Source organism: Aliihoeflea sp. 2WW, assembly GCF_000497755.1.
Lineage (GTDB): Bacteria > Pseudomonadota > Alphaproteobacteria > Rhizobiales > Rhizobiaceae > Aliihoeflea.
The window spans coordinates 111,506-130,915 of the sequence record NZ_AYOD01000015.1; the positions used below are offsets into that span (position 1 = coordinate 111,506).

Here is a 19,410-nt window from a genome sequence, read left to right on the forward strand (position 1 = left end):
TGACTCCGTCAACTTAATGCGCAAATGCTCGTGGCGGAGGATTTGCCATGGACGCTCGCCCCGCTGATACGGAACCGTCACCTGAAGAGGCATTGCGGGCATTTGGCCGCTTCTACACAAGGCGCATGGGCTTGCTCGAACATGGATTTCTGGCGAGCAATTTCACCCTGACGCAAGCACGCATCCTCTACGAACTCGCCACGCGCGAAGGACTGGTGGCAAGCACGATCGCCCGCGAACTGGGGCTCGACGCAGGCTATCTGAGCCGCATCCTGACGCGGTTCAAGGCAGCCGGTTTGCTTGAGGCGACCCCATCGACCAAGGACGGTCGCCGCGCCATTCTCGAACTGACCGCTGCCGGTCGCGCCGCGTTTGCCCCGCTCGATCGCGCCTCGCAAATGCAGGCCGCCGAACTCGTCGATGGATTGGCATCCTCTGACCGCAGTCGTCTGGTGCGCGCCATGTCGGAGGTTCGCTCTCTCCTCGAGCCTGCAATCGCAGAGCCGCCGATCCGTCTGCGTGATTTCGAAGTCGGCGATCTCGGCTGGATCGCGCATCGGCAGGGCCTGCTCTACCACCACGAATACGGCTTCGATGCCACGTTCGAGGCGCTGGTGGCGGAAATCCTGGTCGCTTTCGCGCGACGCCCACGCGAACTTGGGGAGCGCGCCTGGATCGCCGATCGCGGCGGCGCAACGGTCGGTTCGGTCTTCCTGATGCGCGACAGCGCAGACGTCGGACGCCTGCGGCTTCTCTACGTCGAACCCGCATTGCGTGGGCAGAAACTGGGACGAAGGCTCGTCGATGCCTGCATCGAAGGCGCGCGAGAGGCCGGCTATTCACGTCTAGTGCTCTGGACGAACGACATCCTGTCGTCGGCGCTGCACATCTATCAGGCAGCGGGTTTCACATGCGTCGCGCGTAAGCCGCACTCTTCCTTCGGACAGGAAATGGTCGGCGAAGACTGGGAACTTGCGCTCTAGTCGCGACGGAAATCGACGCGTGTCCACGCTACGGGAAAGCCGTATTTCATCACCGTGGCCTTGTTCAAAACAGTGCCGTCCTCATTGAGGACCATTCGGTCGAAGAAGGTGACCAGGTTTTCCTGCGTTTCAGGCGTCAGATAGACCTGATAGGAGAACGTCGCGACATTGCCGTCGCTCGTCACCAGCGTCTGCCCGACGACGTCCTCGCGTGTTCCGGTATAGGTCGTAGGCGAGGTCTTCGTGAACCGCCACGTCTTGGTGTCGCGCTCGCCATCGTCATAGACGAAGTCTTCACGCAAGGTCAGCGTGCGCCCGTCCCACGTCCCCGTCAGATCGACGGTGAATTTGCGGCTCGTGAAATTGATCGCCCGAAACGATCCTTCGGCGACGGTCTTGCCGGCGAAGTATTCTTCGAGCAGGAAATTCTTGGCCTCGGCATGCCCAAGCGAAAGGCAGGCGGCCAGCATGATCGATGCGAAAGCGGCGAGACGGCGCATGACAGTGATCTCCAGTCCGGATTTCACCAGTCTACGCACACGTCTCGCCGCCGGATTTGCCGGTCAAGCCATGCCCCAGCTTCTAAGGCTCACCCACGTCTTGCGGTCGAGCCGGTAGCGTTCGACGGGAACGCGCCCGACGACGCGCGAATCCAGCATTCCCTGACCCGAATACTGGAATCCGCATTTGTGGATGACGCCGCGCGAGCCGGCGTTGATGACGCGGCACGAGACGTGCAGCACGTCGATCGGCGTAGCCCGGAAGGCGAGATCGACCAGCGCGTGCGCGGCTTCCGTCGCATAGCCGCGGCCCCAATAGGGCTCGCCGATCCAGTAGCCGAGCTCCAGCCCGCGCGAGGTCGCATTCAGCCCCGCGCAGCCGATGAACGCGCCATTGGCGCCGAGCGCGATGGCGTAGACGCAGCCCGCTTCGCGATCCTGACGCGTGGAGTCGAGAAATTGACGAGCCTCGGCCGAACCGTACGGATGCGGCATGCGGCCGAGCATTTCGGCGACGCGGCGGTTGTTGGCAAGTTCCGCCAACTCCTCGAGGTCGTCTTCATGCGGCGGGCGCAGGACCAGCCGTTCGGTGACGAGGACGGGGCAGTCGATCCGCCAACATTCCTCTTCGAGGTCTTCCTTTTCCAGAACCATGGGTCTTCCTCCAGATCAAAACGGCAAAAGGGGAGATGGCGACCCATCTCCCCTGTGCTTTGTTCTGGATTGTCGACCAGACACCGGACCCGAGATGGGGCGCCGGTGTTGTGGTGCGGAACCGACTACTCCGCTGCTTCCTTGACCGCATCCACGGATACGTAGGTTCGGCCGTTGGCTTTGCGCGCAAACGACACGACGCCTTCTTGCATCGCAAAAATCGTGTGGTCCTTGCCGAGGCCGACATTGGTGCCCGGATGCCACTTGGTGCCGCGCTGGCGAATGATGATGTTGCCCGGAATGACGGCTTCGCCACCGAACTTCTTCACGCCAAGGCGCTTGGATTCGGAATCGCGACCGTTGCGCGAGGAACCGCCAGCTTTCTTATGTGCCATGGGAGTTCTCCTTTATGCCTTGTTCTTATTCGCCGGCTTCGGCAGCTTCGGTCTTGGCGGCGGCCTTCTTCGGCGCTGCCTTCTTGGCGGCCTTCGGCGTCTCGTCGCCGGCCTCTGCCTTCGCAGCCTTCTTCTGGGAAGCCTTCTTCGAGGGCTTGGCGCCGTCGAGCAGGATCTCCGAGATGCGGACCGTCGTCAGAAGCTGACGGTGGCCGCGCTTGCGGCGCGAATTCTGGCGGCGGCGCTTCTTGAACGCGATGACCTTCTCGGCGCGGTTCTGGTCGATGATCTCGGCGGAGACCGAAGCGCCCGACACGAGCGGCGCACCGATCGTCACGTCGTCGCCATTGCCATGCGCGAGCACGTGGCCGATCTCGACGATGTCGCCGATCTCGCCGGCGACGCGGCCGATTTCCAGAACCTGGTCGGCGGCGACGCGATACTGCTTGCCACCGGTCTTGATGACTGCGAACATTTTTTGTCCTTTCTGTTCGGTTCCGGCTCTGGATGCGCGAGCACCCGGCCGGCTTCTTGTTCAGTCGGTTGAAACTGTCCCTGCGGGCGAATTTTCCAGCAAAGAACCGGCGCGGCGAGACGCCACACCGGATTTTCGAGGCTGCTCATACGTCAGCGCGGCCCTGAAGTCAACGCGAACCGGCCCGCTGCGGCGCTTTCGCGTCGCTCCGTCCGAGCGCCGCCATTTCGTCGACAAAACCCCTTGTGCCGCTCCATCACAATGGCTATGTGTGCGCCGCGTTCGAAAGAGCGAACCACGACCCGCGGAGAGGTGGCAGAGTGGTCGAATGCACCGCACTCGAAATGCGGCATGGGTGCAAGCCCATCGGGGGTTCGAATCCCTCCCTCTCCGCCATTTCGAATGTCAAGCAATTGTTTTTGCAGATGATTCCCCGCTGACGCGGCGGACCGACCTGGCGTTGTTTCAGTTCAGTTAGCCGGGAGGCGCAATCGAGCCGGTCATGCCGCTAGGTCGCCTTGGCCGGCCTCTTCGAGCTGCCAACATTGCAAATCAGATTCAGCCAATGTGCACCGGGTCGAACGATCGGCGGCAGGGATGTATCCCGGAAGGCCAGGAACATCAGGGCCATACACAATCCGCCCGCCGAAAATCCCGCCTATTGTCCCGGCACCAACTTCATCTGCGACTGATGAAACGGTTTTGCGAGATGGATTCCGATGCACAACAGAATAATGGCGGCACCGAGCGCCAGCTCGTTGGGATAGAGAGCAAGAAGTGCTGATGGAGCGAAGATAGCTCCTGCGAGCATTCTGCTGCCGCGCAGACTGACGCCGGACGTCAGCATTGCCGTCGATATGACGAGCACCAAGCCTGAAAGAGCGGCCTCCGCGATGCCCAGCCCGCTGCCGGACCAGAGCATGCCGGGATAGGCCAGGAACATGAACGGCACGACATAGGTCACGGCGCCGAGCCGAACCGCGTTGAGGGCCACAGGCCACCACCCAACATTTGCGATGCTCGCCGCGACGAAGACCGCGATGCAAACGGGCGGCGTTATGACGGAGATCGTCGCGTAGTAGAACACGAACATGTGGGCGACCAGCGGCTCGACCTGAACGGCGATCAGCGCCGGCGCCATGACCGATGCGACGAGCACATAGGCGGCCGTCGTCGGGATGCCCATGCCCAGGATCAGACAGGAGCCGGCGACGATAAGGCCGATCAACACGATGTTCTGGCCGCCGATGGCAACGACCAGCGAAGACAGCGTCACGCCGATGCCCGTGAGGTTCAGCAGCGATACGAGGATCTGAGCGCCAGCCAGCATCACGCCGATGATGACGATGCCGGCACCACCCTCGACGAGCGCGTCGAACAAGGTTCGCGAGGTCGCGGCAACGTTTCGCCGTCGCCACAGATCGCCGATGACGAACGGGATCAGCATGCACGCAATGCCGATCGCCGCGGAATAGGCGACCGAACGGCCGGAGACCAACATGAAGATCAGGCCGCCGAGACCGCCGAGTACCGGGATCAACCGCAGGGGATCGAGCGCCTGGCGGGCGGAGGGAATTTCCTCGCGCGGCACCAGGCCGACATTGCTGCGCAGCGCGACCAGGTGAATGGTCAAAAGCACGGCGATGTAGAACATCGCGGCCGGAATGACGGCGGCGAGCGCGATGCGCAGATACTCGACGCCGATCATTTCAGCCATGATGAACGCAGCAGCACCGAGGATCGGCGGCGTCACCTGCCCGCCGGTCGACGCCACCGCCTCGACCGCGGCAGCGAACTGCGGCGGATAGTTCAGCCGCTTCATCAGCGGGATCGTCAAGGTTCCGGTCGTCGCGACATTGGCGACGGCACTGCCGTTGACCGTGCCGAACGAGGCTGAAGCGATCGTCGCCATCTTGGCCGCTCCGCCGATCGAACGACCCGAGACGAGGAGCGCGATGTCCATGAACGTCTTGCCGCCGCCAGTATGCAGGAGGACGGCTCCGAACAACACGAAGGCGGCGATCAAGGTCGAGGCAAGGCCGGTCAGCGATCCCCACACGCCGATATCGGAGAGGTAGATCGTCTCGGCAATGAAGTAGACGTCGAAGCCGCGGTGGCCGAGTCGTCCCGGAATGAGGTGGCCGAGGAAGACGTAGGAGAGGCCGACGATCACGAGGATCGGAAAGGCGAGGCCGACCGTGCGGCGGGCCAATTCGAGCAGCACGACGACGAGACCCAGTGTCAGGCCAAGCTCGAGGGGAGACGCCATCGGCAAGGTCGTCATGATGCGATTGGCGTTGAAGGTGACGTAGACCGCGGCGGCGATGCCGATTCCCGCAAGCACGACGTCGAGCGCGATCGACCATCCCCGCGTCCGCCCGCCGGGCCGTAGCGGGTAGGTCAGGAAACCGAGAAGAAGAAGCAGCGCGACCATGACGGACCGCTGGACGAGGGATTCGAACTGACCCGCAAAGGCCGTCCACAACACGAAAGCACCGATCGTCGCGGCGACCAGTCGGCGGGAGTTTTCAAGCATTGTGGGGCTCGCGGCTGGAAAGACGGGGATCGGCCAAATCCGATCCCCCTTGCGGCGCAGGGCCGTGCTCAGGGACGCAGGCGCTCGGGAATCTCGACGCCGACCTCCTCAAAATAGCGGATCGCGCCGGGATGGAGAGGCGAGGTCGCCAGTGCCATCGTCATGTCGGGGAGTTGCGAGCCTTTCAGATTCGCGAAGGCGGCAGACTGGACGGTTTCGTCTTCCACCGCTGCCTTCGTAATGGCGTAGGCCATGTCGTCGCTCATTTCGGGATGGGCGACCGTGGCGGTGCCGAACGCCCAGGTGCGATAGGCGGGATAGCCATCACCGGCGGCGTTTTCGCCGATCTCGATCACCGCGAGATTCGGAAAGGCATCGGTGACGGATTGGGCCTGCTCGTCGTCGAGGCTGATCAGGGACACGGGGGTGAGCGTGGCGATGTCCAGGCTCGACGCATCCAGCCTCTCGCCGGCGCCGCTTTTCACATAGCCGACCGCACGGTCGTCCTTGATGGAATCGACGACGTCGCCGGTCGAGCCGCGAACCCAGTCCGGCTCGACGCCGAGATGGGCGAAAACCGCCTCCGTGGTCTTCTCCGTCGCAGATCCGGTGATGCCGGGATTGATGCGCTGGCCTGCAAGATCCGCAATCGTCTCGAGCCCGGCATCCTGACGCACGACGACGTTCTGGGGTGCGGACGAATAGACCCACAAGGTCAGCATCTTGTAGGGCTGACCCTCGAAGTCCCCCTGTCCGGCCCAGGCGTCATATGCGACGTTCGTCGTGACCAGGCCCATGTCGATCTGGTTGCGCTGCAGCCGGCGCATATTGTCCATGGTCGCGCCCGTTTCGACGACCGTCGCCGAAACGCCCTCGACACCGTCATTGATGAGCTGCGAGACGGCGACATAATAGCCGTAATGGCTCGACGACGACGAAGACGACCCTATGAGGATACGCTCCTGCGCATGCGTCGCGCTGCCGGCCAAGAATGCGATCGCCGTGGCGGCCAAGATCTTTCCCGAGTTGTTCATTTTAGTTCTCCTCCCTTGGATTTTTTTTGGTGTCACCCGGTCGCATTTTCCGAATTGCGATTACCGACAAGTGCGGCGGGTACGGTCACGTCCATCGACAGCAGATGGAACGCGGTGGTCTTGCCGTGCGTATCGAGGTTGAGCGCCGAGTTGACGCCCCCCTCCAGTGCGTCATCGATGACGAAATTCAGCGCCTGGATGTTTTCGAGGACGTAGCGCTTCACCTTGGACGCGCTGCGATGGGCGAACATGGCGAGCACGCGCGCCTCGGTCACCTCCCGAACGAGGATCGGCCATGCTTCGGGACGATAGGCGATGACACTGATGTTCAGTCGATTGCCCTTGTCGCCCGATCGGCCATGCGCAATGTCGTGCAGCGGCACGGTCAACATCTCGCTCATGCCTCGCCCTCCCAGAACGTATGGCGCTCCTCGACCATCGATCGGGGCACGAGATATGAAGCCGTGTTGATGCGCGACTGAAGGCGTGTCCGGATGCCGCCGCCGCCGGCCGGGCCGGTACAGTAGAGTGCACCGACTTCGCGCAGGGCCAGCTCGGCCTCGGCCTTGTCCGAAGCGCTGACGGCAAGGCGCATCCGGATGTCGGGGCCTTCAGGCAGAACCTGACCCGGAGGACTGGCGTCGTCGCCTCCGAAGACGCTCAGCGCGCCGATGAAGTCGTAGCGCCGGCGCACGCGCGACGTCTGCGACCTGAGGCGCGTTTCCACCACATCCGCCGCCAGACGGGCACGCGCGAGCGCGTTCGGTCCCGCATAGGATATCTCGGCCTCGCCGAGCCAGTCTCCCGAAACGCCGATCGTGGCCTTGAGGCGATCGGGCGCCGGCCTGCCGCGCGCCCCACTGACGGCGACGCGATCCTTGCCGACTTGAGCGATCGCCACCTGCGTCATGTCGAGTATGACGTCCGGCGTCAGATAGGCCGCCGGATCATGAATTTCGTAAAGGATCTGCTCCTTGACGGTGCGCAGATCAACCACACCGCCGGTGCCATGGGGCTTCGTGATGGTGAACGAGCCGTCCGCCTCGACCTCGGCGATCGGAAACCCGACATCGGCAAGATCGGCGACGTCCTTGAAGCCGGGGTCGGCAAAATAGCCGCCGGTTACCTGGCTGCCGCATTCGAGGAGATGGCCGGCCAGCGTTCCCGCCGCCAGCCTGTCCCAGTCGGTCCAGTCCCATCCGAAATGCGCGACCAGCGGACCGAGCACCAGCGAAGGATCGGCCACTCTCCCCGTGACGACCACTTGCGCACCGTTTTGAATAGCTTCTGCGATGTGCCGCGCGCCGATATAGGCATTGGCGGAAATGATGTCGGACGGACCGGCGCGAAGTTCGGTATCACCCTCCCATCGCTCAAGGCCCGACAGGTCCAGCCCCTCGCGAATATCGTCGCCTTCGACGACGGCGATCTGGATGCCGTCGAGGCCCAGCTCGCCTGCCAGCCGGGCGATGCGATCGGCCGCCGCACGTGGATTGGCAACGCCGAAATTGCCCACCACGACGATGCGGGAACGGATGCAGTCGGCGAGGACCGGCGTTAGAAGCTCAGACAGTAGCGGATCGTAGCCATGGCGCGGATTCGATCGGCGAGCCAGGTGACCCAGCGCCAGCGTCCGCTCGCCGATCGTCTCGAAGATCAATGCGCCGCCGCCGCCATCGGCGATCATCTGCCGCACGACAGGGATGGCCGCATCGACGCGATCGCCTGAAAAACCCGAACCGCTTCCGATCCTATACGTCAATGAAAATCCTCCCGTCGTCTTTATCGGAATGATTATCGATAATGTCAACGCTTGGATTGTCGAGCCGCTGCGAGGTAAGGTGGAGCCGGTACACAGGGGCTCAAATGACTGACTACGCATTATCCGAACACAAGCGCGATCCCGGCCGATGGGAAGCTCTTTTCAAGGAACTGCAGCGCGAGATCATCTTCGGCACCCTGCGGCCCCGAGAACGGCTCGTTGAAGACGAAATCATCGCGCGCCTCGACGCGACGCGGCATGCCGTGCGCAGGGCCTTTGCGGAACTGGAACGCGTCGGTCTCGTCATACGCATGCCGAATCGCGGCGTTCAGGTGCGCGACTACACGCTCGTCGAGGTCGAGGAGCTTTACGAAATCCGCGAAATTCTCGAGGCACGAGCAGCAAGGCGCATGTCTCTGCCGGCCCCCAAAAGGCTCCTCGAAGAACTTGGCTCGATCGCCGAGGCGCATGCGCGCGCTTCAAGGGAAGAGCGGTATCTCGACATCTTCCTGCTCAACAACGAGTTTCACGAGAAGCTCTACGGGCATTGCGGTAACGGGCTTCTGGCCGAAGCCATCAAGTCATACACATTCGCCAGCCACCCGATCAGGAGCAGAGGCTTTCCCGACGCCGAACTTCGGCGTCTGGCGGTCGAGGAGCACAGGCAGATTCTCGACGCGCTCGCGGGCGGCGACGCCGATGCTCTCGCAAAGCTTTGCGTGGCGCACATTCAGCGCCCGAAGGACTATTATCTGCGCGCGAACAGGATGCTCGCACAGAGTGCCACGCCGTAGCCAGCGAGCACGTATCAGCCCTCGGACGTTCCATATCCGCCGCCCGTCGGGGTGGTGAGGATGAAGGCGTCTCCTGGCTGGAGAACCGTTTGATCGCAGCCGCTCAGCGTTTCAACGGCGCCGGATGCGCGGCGGACGTGGTTGGTTCCCACTTGGCCTGACTGCCCTCCTTCGAGACCGAAAGGCTGGACTTTTCGGTGGCCTGAAAGGATGGCGAACTCCAGCGTCTCGCGGGCTCGGATGGTGCGCCTTGTGCCGTCGCCCGCATTCCACTTGCCACGACCGCCCGATCCCTGCCGGATATGGAAATCCTCGAGGACGACCGGAAACCGCGTCTCCAGGATTTCGGGATCGGTGAGGCGGGAATTGGTCATGTGGGTGTGAATGGCGTCCGCTCCGTGGAAACCCGGCCCGGCAGGCGCGCCCGAGCAGATGGTCTCGTAGTACTGGTATTCCTCATTGCCGAAGGTCAGGTTGTTCATCGTCCCCTGCGCGGCCGCCATCGCGCCGGTAGCGCCGAACAGGCAGTTCGTCACCGCCTGACTGACCTCGACATTGCCGGCGACGACGGCGGCCGGATAGCTTGGCGACAGCATCGAATTTTCAGGCACGACGATGCGGATCGGTCGCAGGCAGCCGGCATTCATCGGGATGTCGCCCTGCACCAGCAGGCGGAAGACGTAAAGGACAGCCGCCCGCGTGACGGGCGCCGGCGCGTTGAAATTATCGGGACGCTGGGCTGACGTGCCGGTGAAATCAACCGTCGCTTCCCGCTTCGCACGGTCGACCGTCACGCGCACCTTGATCTGGCATCCCTGATCCATCGGATAGGTGAATTCGCCATCGGGAAGCCGGTCGAGCACGCGCCGCACGCTTTCCTCAGCATTGTCCTGGACATGGCCCATATAGGCCTCGACGACGTCGCGGCCGAAGAGGTCGATCATGCGGGAAAGTTCCGACACGCCCTTTTCATTGGCCGCGATCTGGGCCTTCAGGTCGTTGACGTTCTGGACGAGATTGCGCACCGGATAGCGTGCGCCGGTCAACAGTTGCGACAGCTCGTCCTCGCAGAACCGACCTTTGTCGACGAGCTTGAAATTGTCGATATAGACGCCTTCCTCCTCGATCGTAGTGGCGAGCGGCGACATCGAGCCAGGCGCGAGGCCGCCGATATCGGCATGATGCCCGCGACTTGCGACCCAGAAACGGATGGTGCGCGCGTCGGCGTCGAAGACGGGCGTGCAGACCGTCAGATCCGGCAGGTGCGTGCCGCCATTATAGGGCGCGTTGATGAGGAAGACGTCACCCGGATTGACGACCGGGTTCTCGCGGATCGCGGTGGCGATGGATGCGTCCATCGAGCCCAGATGGACAGGCATGTGCGGCGCGTTGGCCACCAGATTGCCCGCGGCGTCGAAGACGGCGCAGGAGAAGTCGAGCCGCTCCTTGATGTTGACCGAATAGGCCGTGTTCTGCAACGTCACGCCCATCTGCTCGGCGATCGACATGAAGAGATTGTTGAAAATCTCCAGCATGACCGGATCGGCCTGCGACCCGATCGCCAGCCGCGCGGGCAAAGGCTTTATGCGCTCGAGGACGATGTGGTCGCGCGCGGTCAGTCGGCCCTGCCAGCCCTCCTCGATCACGATCGTCTGGTTGGCCTCGATGATGATTGCCGGGCCGGCCACGAACTGGCCGGGGATCATGCCGGAGCGCAGAACCACGCCCGCATCGTGATCCGCACCTTGCGAATGGAAGCGTGCCCGTCCGGCCGGAACGGCTGCAGATGGCGCTTCAACCGCACCCGCAAGCTCGGCCTCGACCGCGCCGCCGCCGACAGCTTCCAATTCGACCGCCTCGATCACGAGCGCCTTGTTTTCCGCGATGAAGCCGAACCGGCGACGGTGGACGTCCTCGAAGCCGGCGCGCAGACGCGCGGCGTCGTCGATCTGCGGATAGCTCGCCTCGACGGCGAGGAGTGTGTCGGTTCCGGCATAGCGGATATGGGCGCGAAGGTGGCGCGTGATCGACGTCTCGCCGATGCCCTGCGCGGAAAGTTCGGCGCTGCATTCTGCATCGAGTTCGCTGCCAAGGCCGGCGAGTGCGGCCGGCGCTTCGTCGTCGAGCGCAACGCCGAGCGCTTTTTGCCGCGTCGCACGAATGTCGGCCAGACCCATGCCATAGGCCGAAAGCAGGCCGGACATCGGGTGCAGGAGAACGCTTTTCATCCCGAGCGCATCGGCCACCAGACAGGCATGCTGACCACCCGCGCCGCCGAAACAGTTCAGCGCATAGCGCGTCACGTCATAGCCGCGCTGGACCGAAATCTTCTTGATTGCCTCGACCATGTTGGCGACCGCGATGCGGATGAAGCCGTCGGCGACGTCCTCGGCACTGCGACCATCGCCGATCTGCCGCGCCATCTCCTCGAACTTTTCGCGCACGATCGCGACGTCGAGCGGCTGGTTTTGCGCGGGCCCGAAGATCGCCGGAAAGCGCTCCGGCAGGAGTTTGCCGAGCATGACGTTGGCATCCGTGACGGTCAGCGGGCCGCCATTGCGATAGCAGGCCGGGCCGGGATTGGCGCCGGCCGAATCCGGCCCGACGCGAAACCGCCCGGCGTCATAATGCAGGATCGACCCGCCGCCGGCTGCGACGGTGTGGATGAGCATCATCGGCGCGCGGACGCGAACGCCTGCGACCTCGGTTTCGAAGGCGCGTTCGAACGTGCCGTCGAAATGCGCGACGTCGGTCGACGTGCCGCCCATGTCGAAGCCGATGACCTTGTCGAACCCGGCGGCATCGCCGGTGCGGGCTAGCCCGACCACACCGCCCGCCGGACCGGACAGGATCGCATCCTTGCCCTGGAAAAGGTCGGCAGCGGTGAGGCCGCCCGACGACATCATGAACATCACCCGCGCACCGGTCCGCGCGACGTCGAGTTCGTCGGAGACCTGCGCGACATAGCGGCGAAGAACGGGTGAGAGATAGGCGTCGACGACGGTCGTGTCGCCGCGCCCGACCAGCTTGATGAGCGGCGAAACCTCGTGGCTGACGGAGACCTGGCCAAAGCCGATCTCGCGCGCGATCCGCGCCGCCTCGATCTCATGGGCGGGATATTTGTAGGCGTGCATGAACACGATCGCGATGGCGTCGTGGCCTTCCTGTCGCAACGCCAAGAGTTCGAAGCGAAGCGCGTCCGCGTCGAGCGACGTCTCGACCGTGCCATCGGAAAGCACGCGCTCGCCAACCTCGACGACCCTGTCATATAGCGCTTCAGGCTTGACGATCTCGGTGGCGAAGATGTGCTTGCGCTCCTGATAGCCGATCTTCAGCGCATCGCGGAAACCGCGCGTCGTCACCAGCGCGAGCCGTTCGCCCTTGCGCTCCAGAAGCGCGTTGGTGGCGACGGTGGTGCCCATGCGCACTTCGCCGATCAGACCGGCGGGGACGGGTTCGCCCGGTTGCAGGCCGAGCAGCTTGCGAATGCCGTGGACGGCCGCGTCGCGGTAGGCCGACGGATTTTCCGACAGGACCTTGATCGGGTGGAAGATGCCGCCCGGATCGCGCCCGATCACGTCGGTGAAGGTGCCGCCCCGGTCAATCCAGAAATCCCACTGTGCCATCGCTTCGTCATCCCGGTTTGAAGATGACGGCAATCTTGTCGATCCCGTTCGATAAGTCGAATTATCGTTTTGGATCAAAATCGATAAATAAATCGACATATGATAGACGCGCTCGATCGCTCGCGATCAGCAACGACAATTCGACATTCGGCGTTGAATTGCGCATTGCAGGGGTGATGATCCGAAGGAGACGAGGATGGCCCATTCAGTTGCAATCGAGCCGCTGACGGCTGAGGCCATTGCGCCTTATGGCTGGATGCTGGGCAAGCCCTGCGACCCGGCGGATGCGGCGAGCTTCGTCAGCCCGGCCAGCGATTTCTGGAGCGAGCATGTCTTCGACACCGCGGGCGGGCAGACCGAGATACTGTGGGTCGTCTATCGCAGCCGCGATGTCGCGATCGCCCGGCTGGAGGCCCATTTCCTGACGCAACAGGCCATCATCCCTCTGAACGGCGCGATCATCCAGATCGTTGGCCTCGGACTTCCGGACGGGTCGCTGGACGAGGCGAGCGTCAGGGCGTTCCAGATTCCGCCTGGACAGGGCGTTTGCATGCGGCCAGGCTGTTGGCATGCCACGCGTATCGAGGACGACGAAGTCACCTGCGCGATGCTGACGCGCCGGTCCACGACGCTCGATCTCGCGCGCCATCTCAACACCGGCGGCGTGCTTGACGAAAGCGCGTTTCAGCCCGTCTCGCTCGTCCTCGCGCGATAAGCGCGATTGATCGGCGGCGATCAAAACTGACCATTCGACTCGGCCCATCCGCCATGCACCAATCTGCGGCAGATGGATGGGCCCCAGCCCCCATGGGATCGAGCGGACAGGAGCAGCGCATGACCAAACCGGCCAGCCAGAAGTCGAGCACGGATTCGCGGGTTTCGGGCGAAGATGGCCGCCGCATTTTGCGCCGCGATCCGCGGCCCCATCTGTTCCGGCCGATCAGTTTCCGGTCCGTCGAGACGCGCAACCGCATCATGCTGTCGCCGATGTGCCAGTATTCCGCCGTCGACGGGATGGCGAATGACTGGCACCTCGTTCATCTGGGTGCGCGCGCCGTTGGCGGTGCGGGCATCGTCTGCACGGAAGCGGTGCACGTTGCGCCGCATGGCCGGATCACGCAGCACGATCTTGGCCTGTGGAACGACGACCAGCGCGATGCGCTGGCGCGCATCGCGCGGTTCGTCTCCGCGCAAGGGGCCGTGCCTGCCATCCAGCTTGGCCATGCCGGACGCAAGGCGTCGGTCGGCAGGCCGTGGGAGGGAAGCGGGCCGGTGGCGCCGGAAGATGGCGGATGGGAAACCGTATCGTGTTCCGACCTGCCCTATGCCGCCGCATGGCCCGCGCCGCGGACGCTCGACGAGGACGGCATCCGCACGGAAATCGAGGCACTGGCGCAGGCGACCCGCCGCGCCCGCGAAGCCGGTTTCCGGATACTCGAAATCCATGCGGCCCACGGCTACCTGATCCACCAGTTCTATTCGCCGGTCAGCAATTCTCGCGACGACGCCTATGGCGGCAGCTTCGAAAACCGCATCCGCTTCCTGCTGCAATCGCTCGACGCCGTGCGGCGCGAATGGCCCGACGACCTGCCACTGTTCCTGCGCCTGTCGGTGACGGACTGGGTGGAGGACGGCTGGAATGTCGACGACACGATCCGGCTCGTTCGCATCTTGAAGGAACGCGGCGATGTCGATCTCGTCGATTGCTCGTCAGGCGGCAATGATCCGCGCCAGTCGATCCCGATCCATCCCGGCTATCAGGTTCCGCTCGCCCAAAAGGTGCGCGAGGCGACGGGCATGGCGACTGCGGCGGTTGGCCTTCTCAACGCGCCGGACCTCGCCGAATCCATCATCGCCAACGGCTCGGCCGATCTCGTTCTGCTGGGTCGCGGTCTGATGGCGGACCCTCACTGGCCGCTGCGCGCGGCGAATTCCCTGCGCGCAGCCGACGTTTCCTGGCCGGTGCAGTATGAGCGCTCGAACATTTTCTAGTGCCGACGTCGCGATGAATGAAATTGATCGAAGCCGATGAAAACTAAAAATTCGACTCATCGCCATTCTCGCGACTTAATTGCGCTCAGTAGCCGGCACGAGATCATCTTCGAGGCCGGACGCATTACCAGATGCGAGACCCGCCAGAATGGATAGCGTTCGTTTCGAGACCGCCGAACAGGTGCGCAGAGCCTGCCGAACCGGGCAGCACGCTGCACCGACGAGCGGCCTCGCCCAGGGATTTCAGCAAGGCAATCTGGTGATCCTGCCGGCCACCTATGCCGACGACTTCCTTCGCTTTTGCGTTCGCAATCCCAAGCCCGCGCCGATTTTGGGCGTGTCGGAAGTCGGCGATCCGAAATTGCCCTCGCTCGGCGCCGATCTCGATATACGCCACGACGCGCCGCGCTACCGCATTTTCCGGAACGGCGAGCCGACGGACATGGCGACGGACATCGAAGCGCTCTGGCGCGACGATTTCGTGACCTTCGTCCTCGGCTGTTCCTTCTCGTTCGAGACCGCATTGCTGCGTGCCGGCATTCCGGTCCGCCATATCGAGGCCGATCGCAACGTCGCGATGTACGAGACCAATATCCCGACCGTTGCGGCCGGCCCGTTCGCCGGTCCGCTGGTGGTCTCGATGCGCTCGTTTTCGCCGCAGGACGCGATCCGCGCGATCATCCTGTCCTCGCACCTGCCGCAGGCGCATGGCGCGCCGGTCCATATCGGTGATCCCGCGCAGATCGGCATCCACGATATCGCAAAACCGGATTTCGGTGATGCACCCGACATTGGCCCCGGCGACGTTCCCGTCTTCTGGGCATGCGGCGTCACGCCGCAAACCGCCATCCGGCACGCCAGGCCGGAAATCGCGATCACGCATGCGCCGGGCCACATGCTGGTGACCGACCTTCGAGCGGAGATCGCATAACCGCATACCCGGCTCCAGATGCCGGTCGATGAAGATCAACAAAACAAGGGGAACTGAAAATGAAAGCCATCATCCGCACGCTTCTTGCCGGCGCCGCAATCGCTCCGCTCACCTTCGCCGCATCCGCCCAGGACCTGCCCGAGACGACGCTCAACGTCGTTGGAAGCTGGAGCAATCTTCCGCTTTACCAGGAATTCGAGCGCGGATTCTGGGAAGAGACGGTTCCGACTGCCTCCAACGGCAAGATCACGGTCAACATGACCACGTTCGACCAGATGGGCGTGACCGGCGGCGACGTCTTCCGCATGCTCGGTGACGGCGTGTTCGACGTCGGCATGACGGTCGGCGACTACACGGTCGGCGACGCGCCCGAACTCGAAGGCCTCGACGTGCCGCTGATCGCCACCGACGCCGATTCCGCGCAGCGCATGACCCAAGCCGCCAAGCCGATGGTGGCGGACATCATGCGCGACCGCTTCAATGCCCACGCCCTCGCCATCGCGCCCTATCCGCCGCAGATCGTCTTCTGCAACGCGGAAATCGCCAGTCTGGCCGACCTCGAGGGCAAGAAGATCCGCGGTTCGGGCCGCATGACCTCGCTCTTCCTCGAAGCGCTTGGCGCCGAAGGCGTGACGATGGCGTTCTCGGAAGTGCCGGGCGCGCTCGAGCGCGGCGTCATCGACTGTGCGGTCACGGGCGCCGGCTCGGGCTATGCGTCGGGCTGGTTCGAATCCTCGACCCATCTCGTCAACCTGCCGCTCGGCGGCTGGGACCCGGTCATCACCGCCGTTAATCTCGACGCCTGGGAGGCCCTCGATCCGGCCGTCCAGACCTTCCTCACCGAACAGGTCGCGACCGAGTTCGAGGCGAAGGCATGGGCGGATGCGGGCGGCGCGCTGGAACGTGACATCGCCTGCCTGACCGGCGGCGAATGCGCGGCGGGCGCGGCGGCTTCGATGACGCTGGTCGAGCTTTCCGAAGAAGACAAGGCACGTGCCGTGCAGGTTCTTGAAGAAACGATCCTGCCCGATTGGGCCGAACGCGCCGGTGGCGACTGGGCCGCGCGGTGGAACGAGAGCATCGGCGCGGAATTCGACGTGACGATCGCCCAGTAAAGGCGAGGAACCGAGGGCGACGCGATGTCTGGACAAAGGTCACTTGCGGGGTCGGCGATGCGTATCGCCGATCTCGTGAAAACACTCAACCGCTGGATCGCGCTCATCTGCGGCGTGGTTCTGATGATCACCGTCGCCCTCATCCTTTCCGAGGTTGTCGGCCGCCGCATTCCGTTCTTTCGCGTCGGCGGCGCGGACGAACTTGCCGGCTACGTCATGGCCGGCATCGCGACCTGGGGCTTTTCCTACGCGCTGGTCGAGCGTGCCCATGTGCGCATCGACATCGTCCACGCGAAACTGCCTGCGCCCGGCCGCGCGCTGTTCGATGTGATCGCGCTTGCGAGCGTGCTCTGCGTGGCGGTGCTCGTCGCCTACTATGCCTATGACGTTCTCGCCAAGTCGGTCGAGCGCGGCTCGCGATCCAACACGCCCCTGGCGATCCAGTTGTGGATTCCGCAGGTGATCTGGTTTGCCGGATGGGCGTGGATGACGCTGACGGCGTCCGTCATGCTGGTCTGCACGGTGATCCTCGCCTTCGCGCGGCAGTGGAACCTCGTCACCGACCTCTCGGGCATTCCGCTGGAAACGGGAGAAGTTTCATGATCACCTATGTCGCGATCGGTCTCGCCGTTCTGCTGGCGCTTTCCATCCCGGTAGGTGCCGCACTTTTCATCCTCGGATTTGGTCTCGACGCATTCTTCTCGCCGCTGCCGCTGATGCGGGGCCTCGGCCAGATGGTCTATTCGTCCTCGGACAGCTTTCTCCTGATCGCCATTCCGCTCTTCGTCCTTCTGGGCGAAATCCTGGTGCGGGCGGGCATTGCCGAACGCACCTATGCGACGCTCGACACCTGGTTCTCCTGGCTGCCGGGCGGCCTCGTCCACGCCAATATCGGCACGGCGACGATGTTTTCGGCAACTTCGGGCTCGTCGGTCGCAACGGCGGCAACGGTTGCGACCGTCGCCATGCCGCAGGCCGAAAAACAGGGTTACGATCCCAAGCTCTTCGCCGGCGCCATCGCGGCCGGCGGCACGCTCGGCATCATGCTGCCGCCCTCGATCAACCTGATCGTCTATGGCTTCCTGACCCAGACCTCGGTGCCGCAACTCTTCATGGCAGGCATCATTCCCGGTCTCCTGATGGCTCTCGGCTTCATGCTGATCACGGCCATCATCTGCAAGATCAAGCCGGAACTGGGTGGCCCGAGCCGCTCCTTCACCTGGCGCGAGCGGCTGGCCGGTCTGCCGCATCTGATCCCCGTCTTCCTCGTCTTCGCCGTGATCATCGGCTCGATCTATCGGGGCTGGGCGACGCCTACCGAAGCGGCCGCCATCGGCGTCGCCATGGCGCTCGTCATCGCCGCCTTCCACGGCGCGGTCACGCTCGCCAACATGCGCGCCGCCCTTCTCGGCACCATCCGCACCACGTCGATGGTGATGTTCGTCATCGTCGGCGCCTACTTCCTCAACTACGCGCTCGGAGCGACCGGGCTCGGGCGTCAATTGACCACCTTCCTCAACGACCTCGGCCTCGGGCCTTACGGCATGCTGCTCGTCATCATCCTGATGTACATCGTGCTCGGCTTCTTCATCGAGACGCTGGCCCTGATGATCGCGACCATTCCGATCGTCGTCCCGATCATCGCCGGTCTCGGCTTCGACAAGGTCTGGTTCGGCATCCTGCTGATCGTCCTGATCGAAATGGCGCTGATCACGCCGCCCGTCGGGCTGAACCTCTATGTCGTGCAGGGCGCGCGAAAGAGCGGCCGGCTGAGCGACGTCATGATCGGCGTCATCCCCTTCGTCTTCGTCATGCTGCTGATGGTGGTCCTGCTCGTCGCATTCCCGAGCATCGCCCTGTTCTTCGCGCCGGCCTGATCGCACTCATTCGAAAGTCACGGAAAACACATGACCAACAGACTTGAATTCGACATCGCCGGCCACGGCAAGGCATCCATCGACATCAGCCGGGGCATCATCGCCGGCTGGACCGGACGCAATGCCGATGCCGTCAACCACCACATCGCAGAACTGCAGGAAATCGGCGTTCCGCCGCCGAGCACCGTGCCGCTCTTCTACCGCGTCTCGGCCAGCCTCCTGACCACGCAGGAAACGATCGAAACCGTCGACGGCACGTCGTCGGGCGAGGCCGAGCCGGTGCTGGTCGACGACGGGACGCGGCTTTATCTCGGTCTTGGCTCGGACCACACCGACCGCAAACTGGAAACCCATTCCGTCGCACTGTCGAAGCAGATCTGCGCCAAGCCGGTCGCGCCCGTCCTGTGGCCGTTCGACGAGGTCGAAGGTCATCTCGACGACATCCGCATCCGTTCCTTCGTCCGCGACGACGAGAACGCCGAATGGACGCCCTATCAGGACGGCAAGCTCGCCTCGATCCGTCCGCTGGGCGAGCTGGTGGCTTCGTCGCCTGCCGCATCCGGCGCGCTGCGCCTCGACGCGGGCACCGCGATGATGTGCGGCACCTTCGCCGTCCTGTCGGGCGGCGTGCGCCCGTCGCGGTTCTTCCGCATGGAAATGATCGACGAGAGGCTGGGCCGAACGATCGAGCACTGCTACGAGATGACCCCCCTGCCCGTCATTTCGTGAGGCCCGC

At 63.8% G+C, this 19,410-nt stretch carries 18 protein-coding genes and 1 tRNA gene; 10 read left to right on the forward strand and 9 right to left on the reverse strand.

The genetic code is table 11. The features are described 5' to 3' along the window. The first annotated feature begins 47 nt into the window (after positions 1–47). Positions 48–983, forward strand: coding sequence for a bifunctional helix-turn-helix transcriptional regulator/GNAT family N-acetyltransferase (locus ALII_RS0109530; protein ID WP_024587090.1), 936 nt, complete (start codon positions 48–50; stop codon positions 981–983). On the opposite strand, the gene ALII_RS0109535 is transcribed toward ALII_RS0109530, so the two are convergent. The 4 genes from ALII_RS0109535 to rplU form a co-directional block, all read right to left on the reverse strand. After that, a complete protein-coding gene (locus ALII_RS0109535) occupies positions 980–1,483 on the reverse strand; it encodes a DUF3833 family protein (RefSeq protein ID WP_024587091.1) in 504 nt (167 codons plus the stop codon). The two genes, ALII_RS0109530 and ALII_RS0109535, sit on opposite strands and share 4 nt — an antisense overlap. Before the next feature lie 63 nt (positions 1,484–1,546). Then, positions 1,547–2,137 (reverse strand): GNAT family N-acetyltransferase, encoded by a 591-nt coding sequence (locus tag ALII_RS0109540; RefSeq protein WP_024587092.1) that lies wholly within the window; start codon positions 2,135–2,137, stop codon positions 1,547–1,549. A 125-nt stretch (positions 2,138–2,262) separates the two neighbouring features. Next, on the reverse strand, positions 2,263–2,532 hold the full coding sequence (gene rpmA / locus ALII_RS0109545; protein ID WP_024587093.1) for a 50S ribosomal protein L27: 270 nt from the start codon (positions 2,530–2,532) through the stop codon (positions 2,263–2,265). Positions 2,533–2,557: 25 nt separating this feature from the next. Then, entirely contained in the window at positions 2,558–3,007 is a 450-nt protein-coding gene (rplU, locus tag ALII_RS0109550; protein ID WP_024587094.1) for a 50S ribosomal protein L21, read from the reverse strand. 306 nt (positions 3,008–3,313) lie between these two features. Between rplU and ALII_RS0109555 the strand changes: the two genes are divergently transcribed. After that, positions 3,314–3,403, forward strand: a tRNA-Ser gene (locus ALII_RS0109555). A gap of 262 nt (positions 3,404–3,665) precedes the next feature. Here the strand turns inward: ALII_RS0109555 and ALII_RS0109565 are convergent. The 4 genes from ALII_RS0109565 to ALII_RS0109580 all read right to left on the reverse strand — a co-directional run bounded on the left by ALII_RS0109565 (position 3,666) and on the right by ALII_RS0109580 (position 8,339). Further along, positions 3,666–5,543 carry a TRAP transporter fused permease subunit gene (locus tag ALII_RS0109565; RefSeq protein ID WP_024587095.1) on the reverse strand — a complete coding sequence of 626 codons (1,878 nt, stop codon included), beginning with the start codon at positions 5,541–5,543 and terminating at the stop codon, positions 3,666–3,668. 68 nt (positions 5,544–5,611) lie between these two features. Then, on the reverse strand, positions 5,612–6,577 hold the full coding sequence (locus ALII_RS0109570; RefSeq protein ID WP_024587096.1) for a TAXI family TRAP transporter solute-binding subunit: 966 nt from the start codon (positions 6,575–6,577) through the stop codon (positions 5,612–5,614). A gap of 32 nt (positions 6,578–6,609) precedes the next feature. Further along, complete coding sequence (locus tag ALII_RS0109575; protein ID WP_024587097.1) at positions 6,610–6,978, reverse strand: hypothetical protein; 369 nt, start codon at positions 6,976–6,978, stop codon at positions 6,610–6,612. Next, positions 6,975–8,339, reverse strand: coding sequence for an acyclic terpene utilization AtuA family protein (locus ALII_RS0109580; RefSeq protein WP_024587098.1), 1,365 nt, complete (start codon positions 8,337–8,339; stop codon positions 6,975–6,977). The genes ALII_RS0109575 and ALII_RS0109580 overlap by 4 nt, the downstream gene beginning before the upstream one ends. Before the next feature lie 104 nt (positions 8,340–8,443). On the opposite strand from ALII_RS0109580, the gene ALII_RS22345 reads away from it, so the two are divergent. Continuing rightward, complete coding sequence (locus tag ALII_RS22345) at positions 8,444–9,133, forward strand: GntR family transcriptional regulator (RefSeq protein ID WP_024587099.1); 690 nt, start codon at positions 8,444–8,446, stop codon at positions 9,131–9,133. Positions 9,134–9,147: 14 nt separating this feature from the next. On the opposite strand, the gene ALII_RS0109590 is transcribed toward ALII_RS22345, so the two are convergent. Next, positions 9,148–12,759: a hydantoinase B/oxoprolinase family protein gene (locus ALII_RS0109590; RefSeq protein ID WP_024587100.1), complete on the reverse strand. Its 3,612-nt coding sequence runs from the start codon at positions 12,757–12,759 to the stop codon at positions 9,148–9,150. Positions 12,760–12,955: 196 nt separating this feature from the next. Between ALII_RS0109590 and ALII_RS0109595 the strand changes: the two genes are divergently transcribed. From ALII_RS0109595 to ALII_RS0109625, 7 genes are all read left to right on the forward strand, one after another. Further along, positions 12,956–13,474: an ureidoglycolate lyase gene (locus ALII_RS0109595; RefSeq protein ID WP_024587101.1), complete on the forward strand. Its 519-nt coding sequence runs from the start codon at positions 12,956–12,958 to the stop codon at positions 13,472–13,474. A gap of 119 nt (positions 13,475–13,593) precedes the next feature. Then, a complete protein-coding gene (locus ALII_RS0109600) occupies positions 13,594–14,751 on the forward strand; it encodes an NADH:flavin oxidoreductase/NADH oxidase (RefSeq protein ID WP_081718959.1) in 1,158 nt (385 codons plus the stop codon). Between the two features lie 148 nt (positions 14,752–14,899). Continuing rightward, positions 14,900–15,682 carry a putative hydro-lyase gene (locus ALII_RS0109605; protein WP_024587103.1) on the forward strand — a complete coding sequence of 261 codons (783 nt, stop codon included), beginning with the start codon at positions 14,900–14,902 and terminating at the stop codon, positions 15,680–15,682. Between the two features lie 59 nt (positions 15,683–15,741). Then, positions 15,742–16,797 (forward strand): TRAP transporter substrate-binding protein, encoded by a 1,056-nt coding sequence (locus tag ALII_RS0109610; protein WP_024587104.1) that lies wholly within the window; start codon positions 15,742–15,744, stop codon positions 16,795–16,797. 57 nt (positions 16,798–16,854) lie between these two features. After that, entirely contained in the window at positions 16,855–17,400 is a 546-nt protein-coding gene (locus tag ALII_RS0109615; RefSeq protein WP_024587105.1) for a TRAP transporter small permease, read from the forward strand. Further along, positions 17,397–18,674, forward strand: coding sequence for a TRAP transporter large permease (locus tag ALII_RS0109620; RefSeq protein WP_024587106.1), 1,278 nt, complete (start codon positions 17,397–17,399; stop codon positions 18,672–18,674). The genes ALII_RS0109615 and ALII_RS0109620 overlap by 4 nt, the downstream gene beginning before the upstream one ends. Before the next feature lie 30 nt (positions 18,675–18,704). After that, positions 18,705–19,403 (forward strand): DUF2848 domain-containing protein, encoded by a 699-nt coding sequence (locus ALII_RS0109625; RefSeq protein WP_024587107.1) that lies wholly within the window; start codon positions 18,705–18,707, stop codon positions 19,401–19,403. Positions 19,404–19,410: the final 7 nt, after the last annotated feature.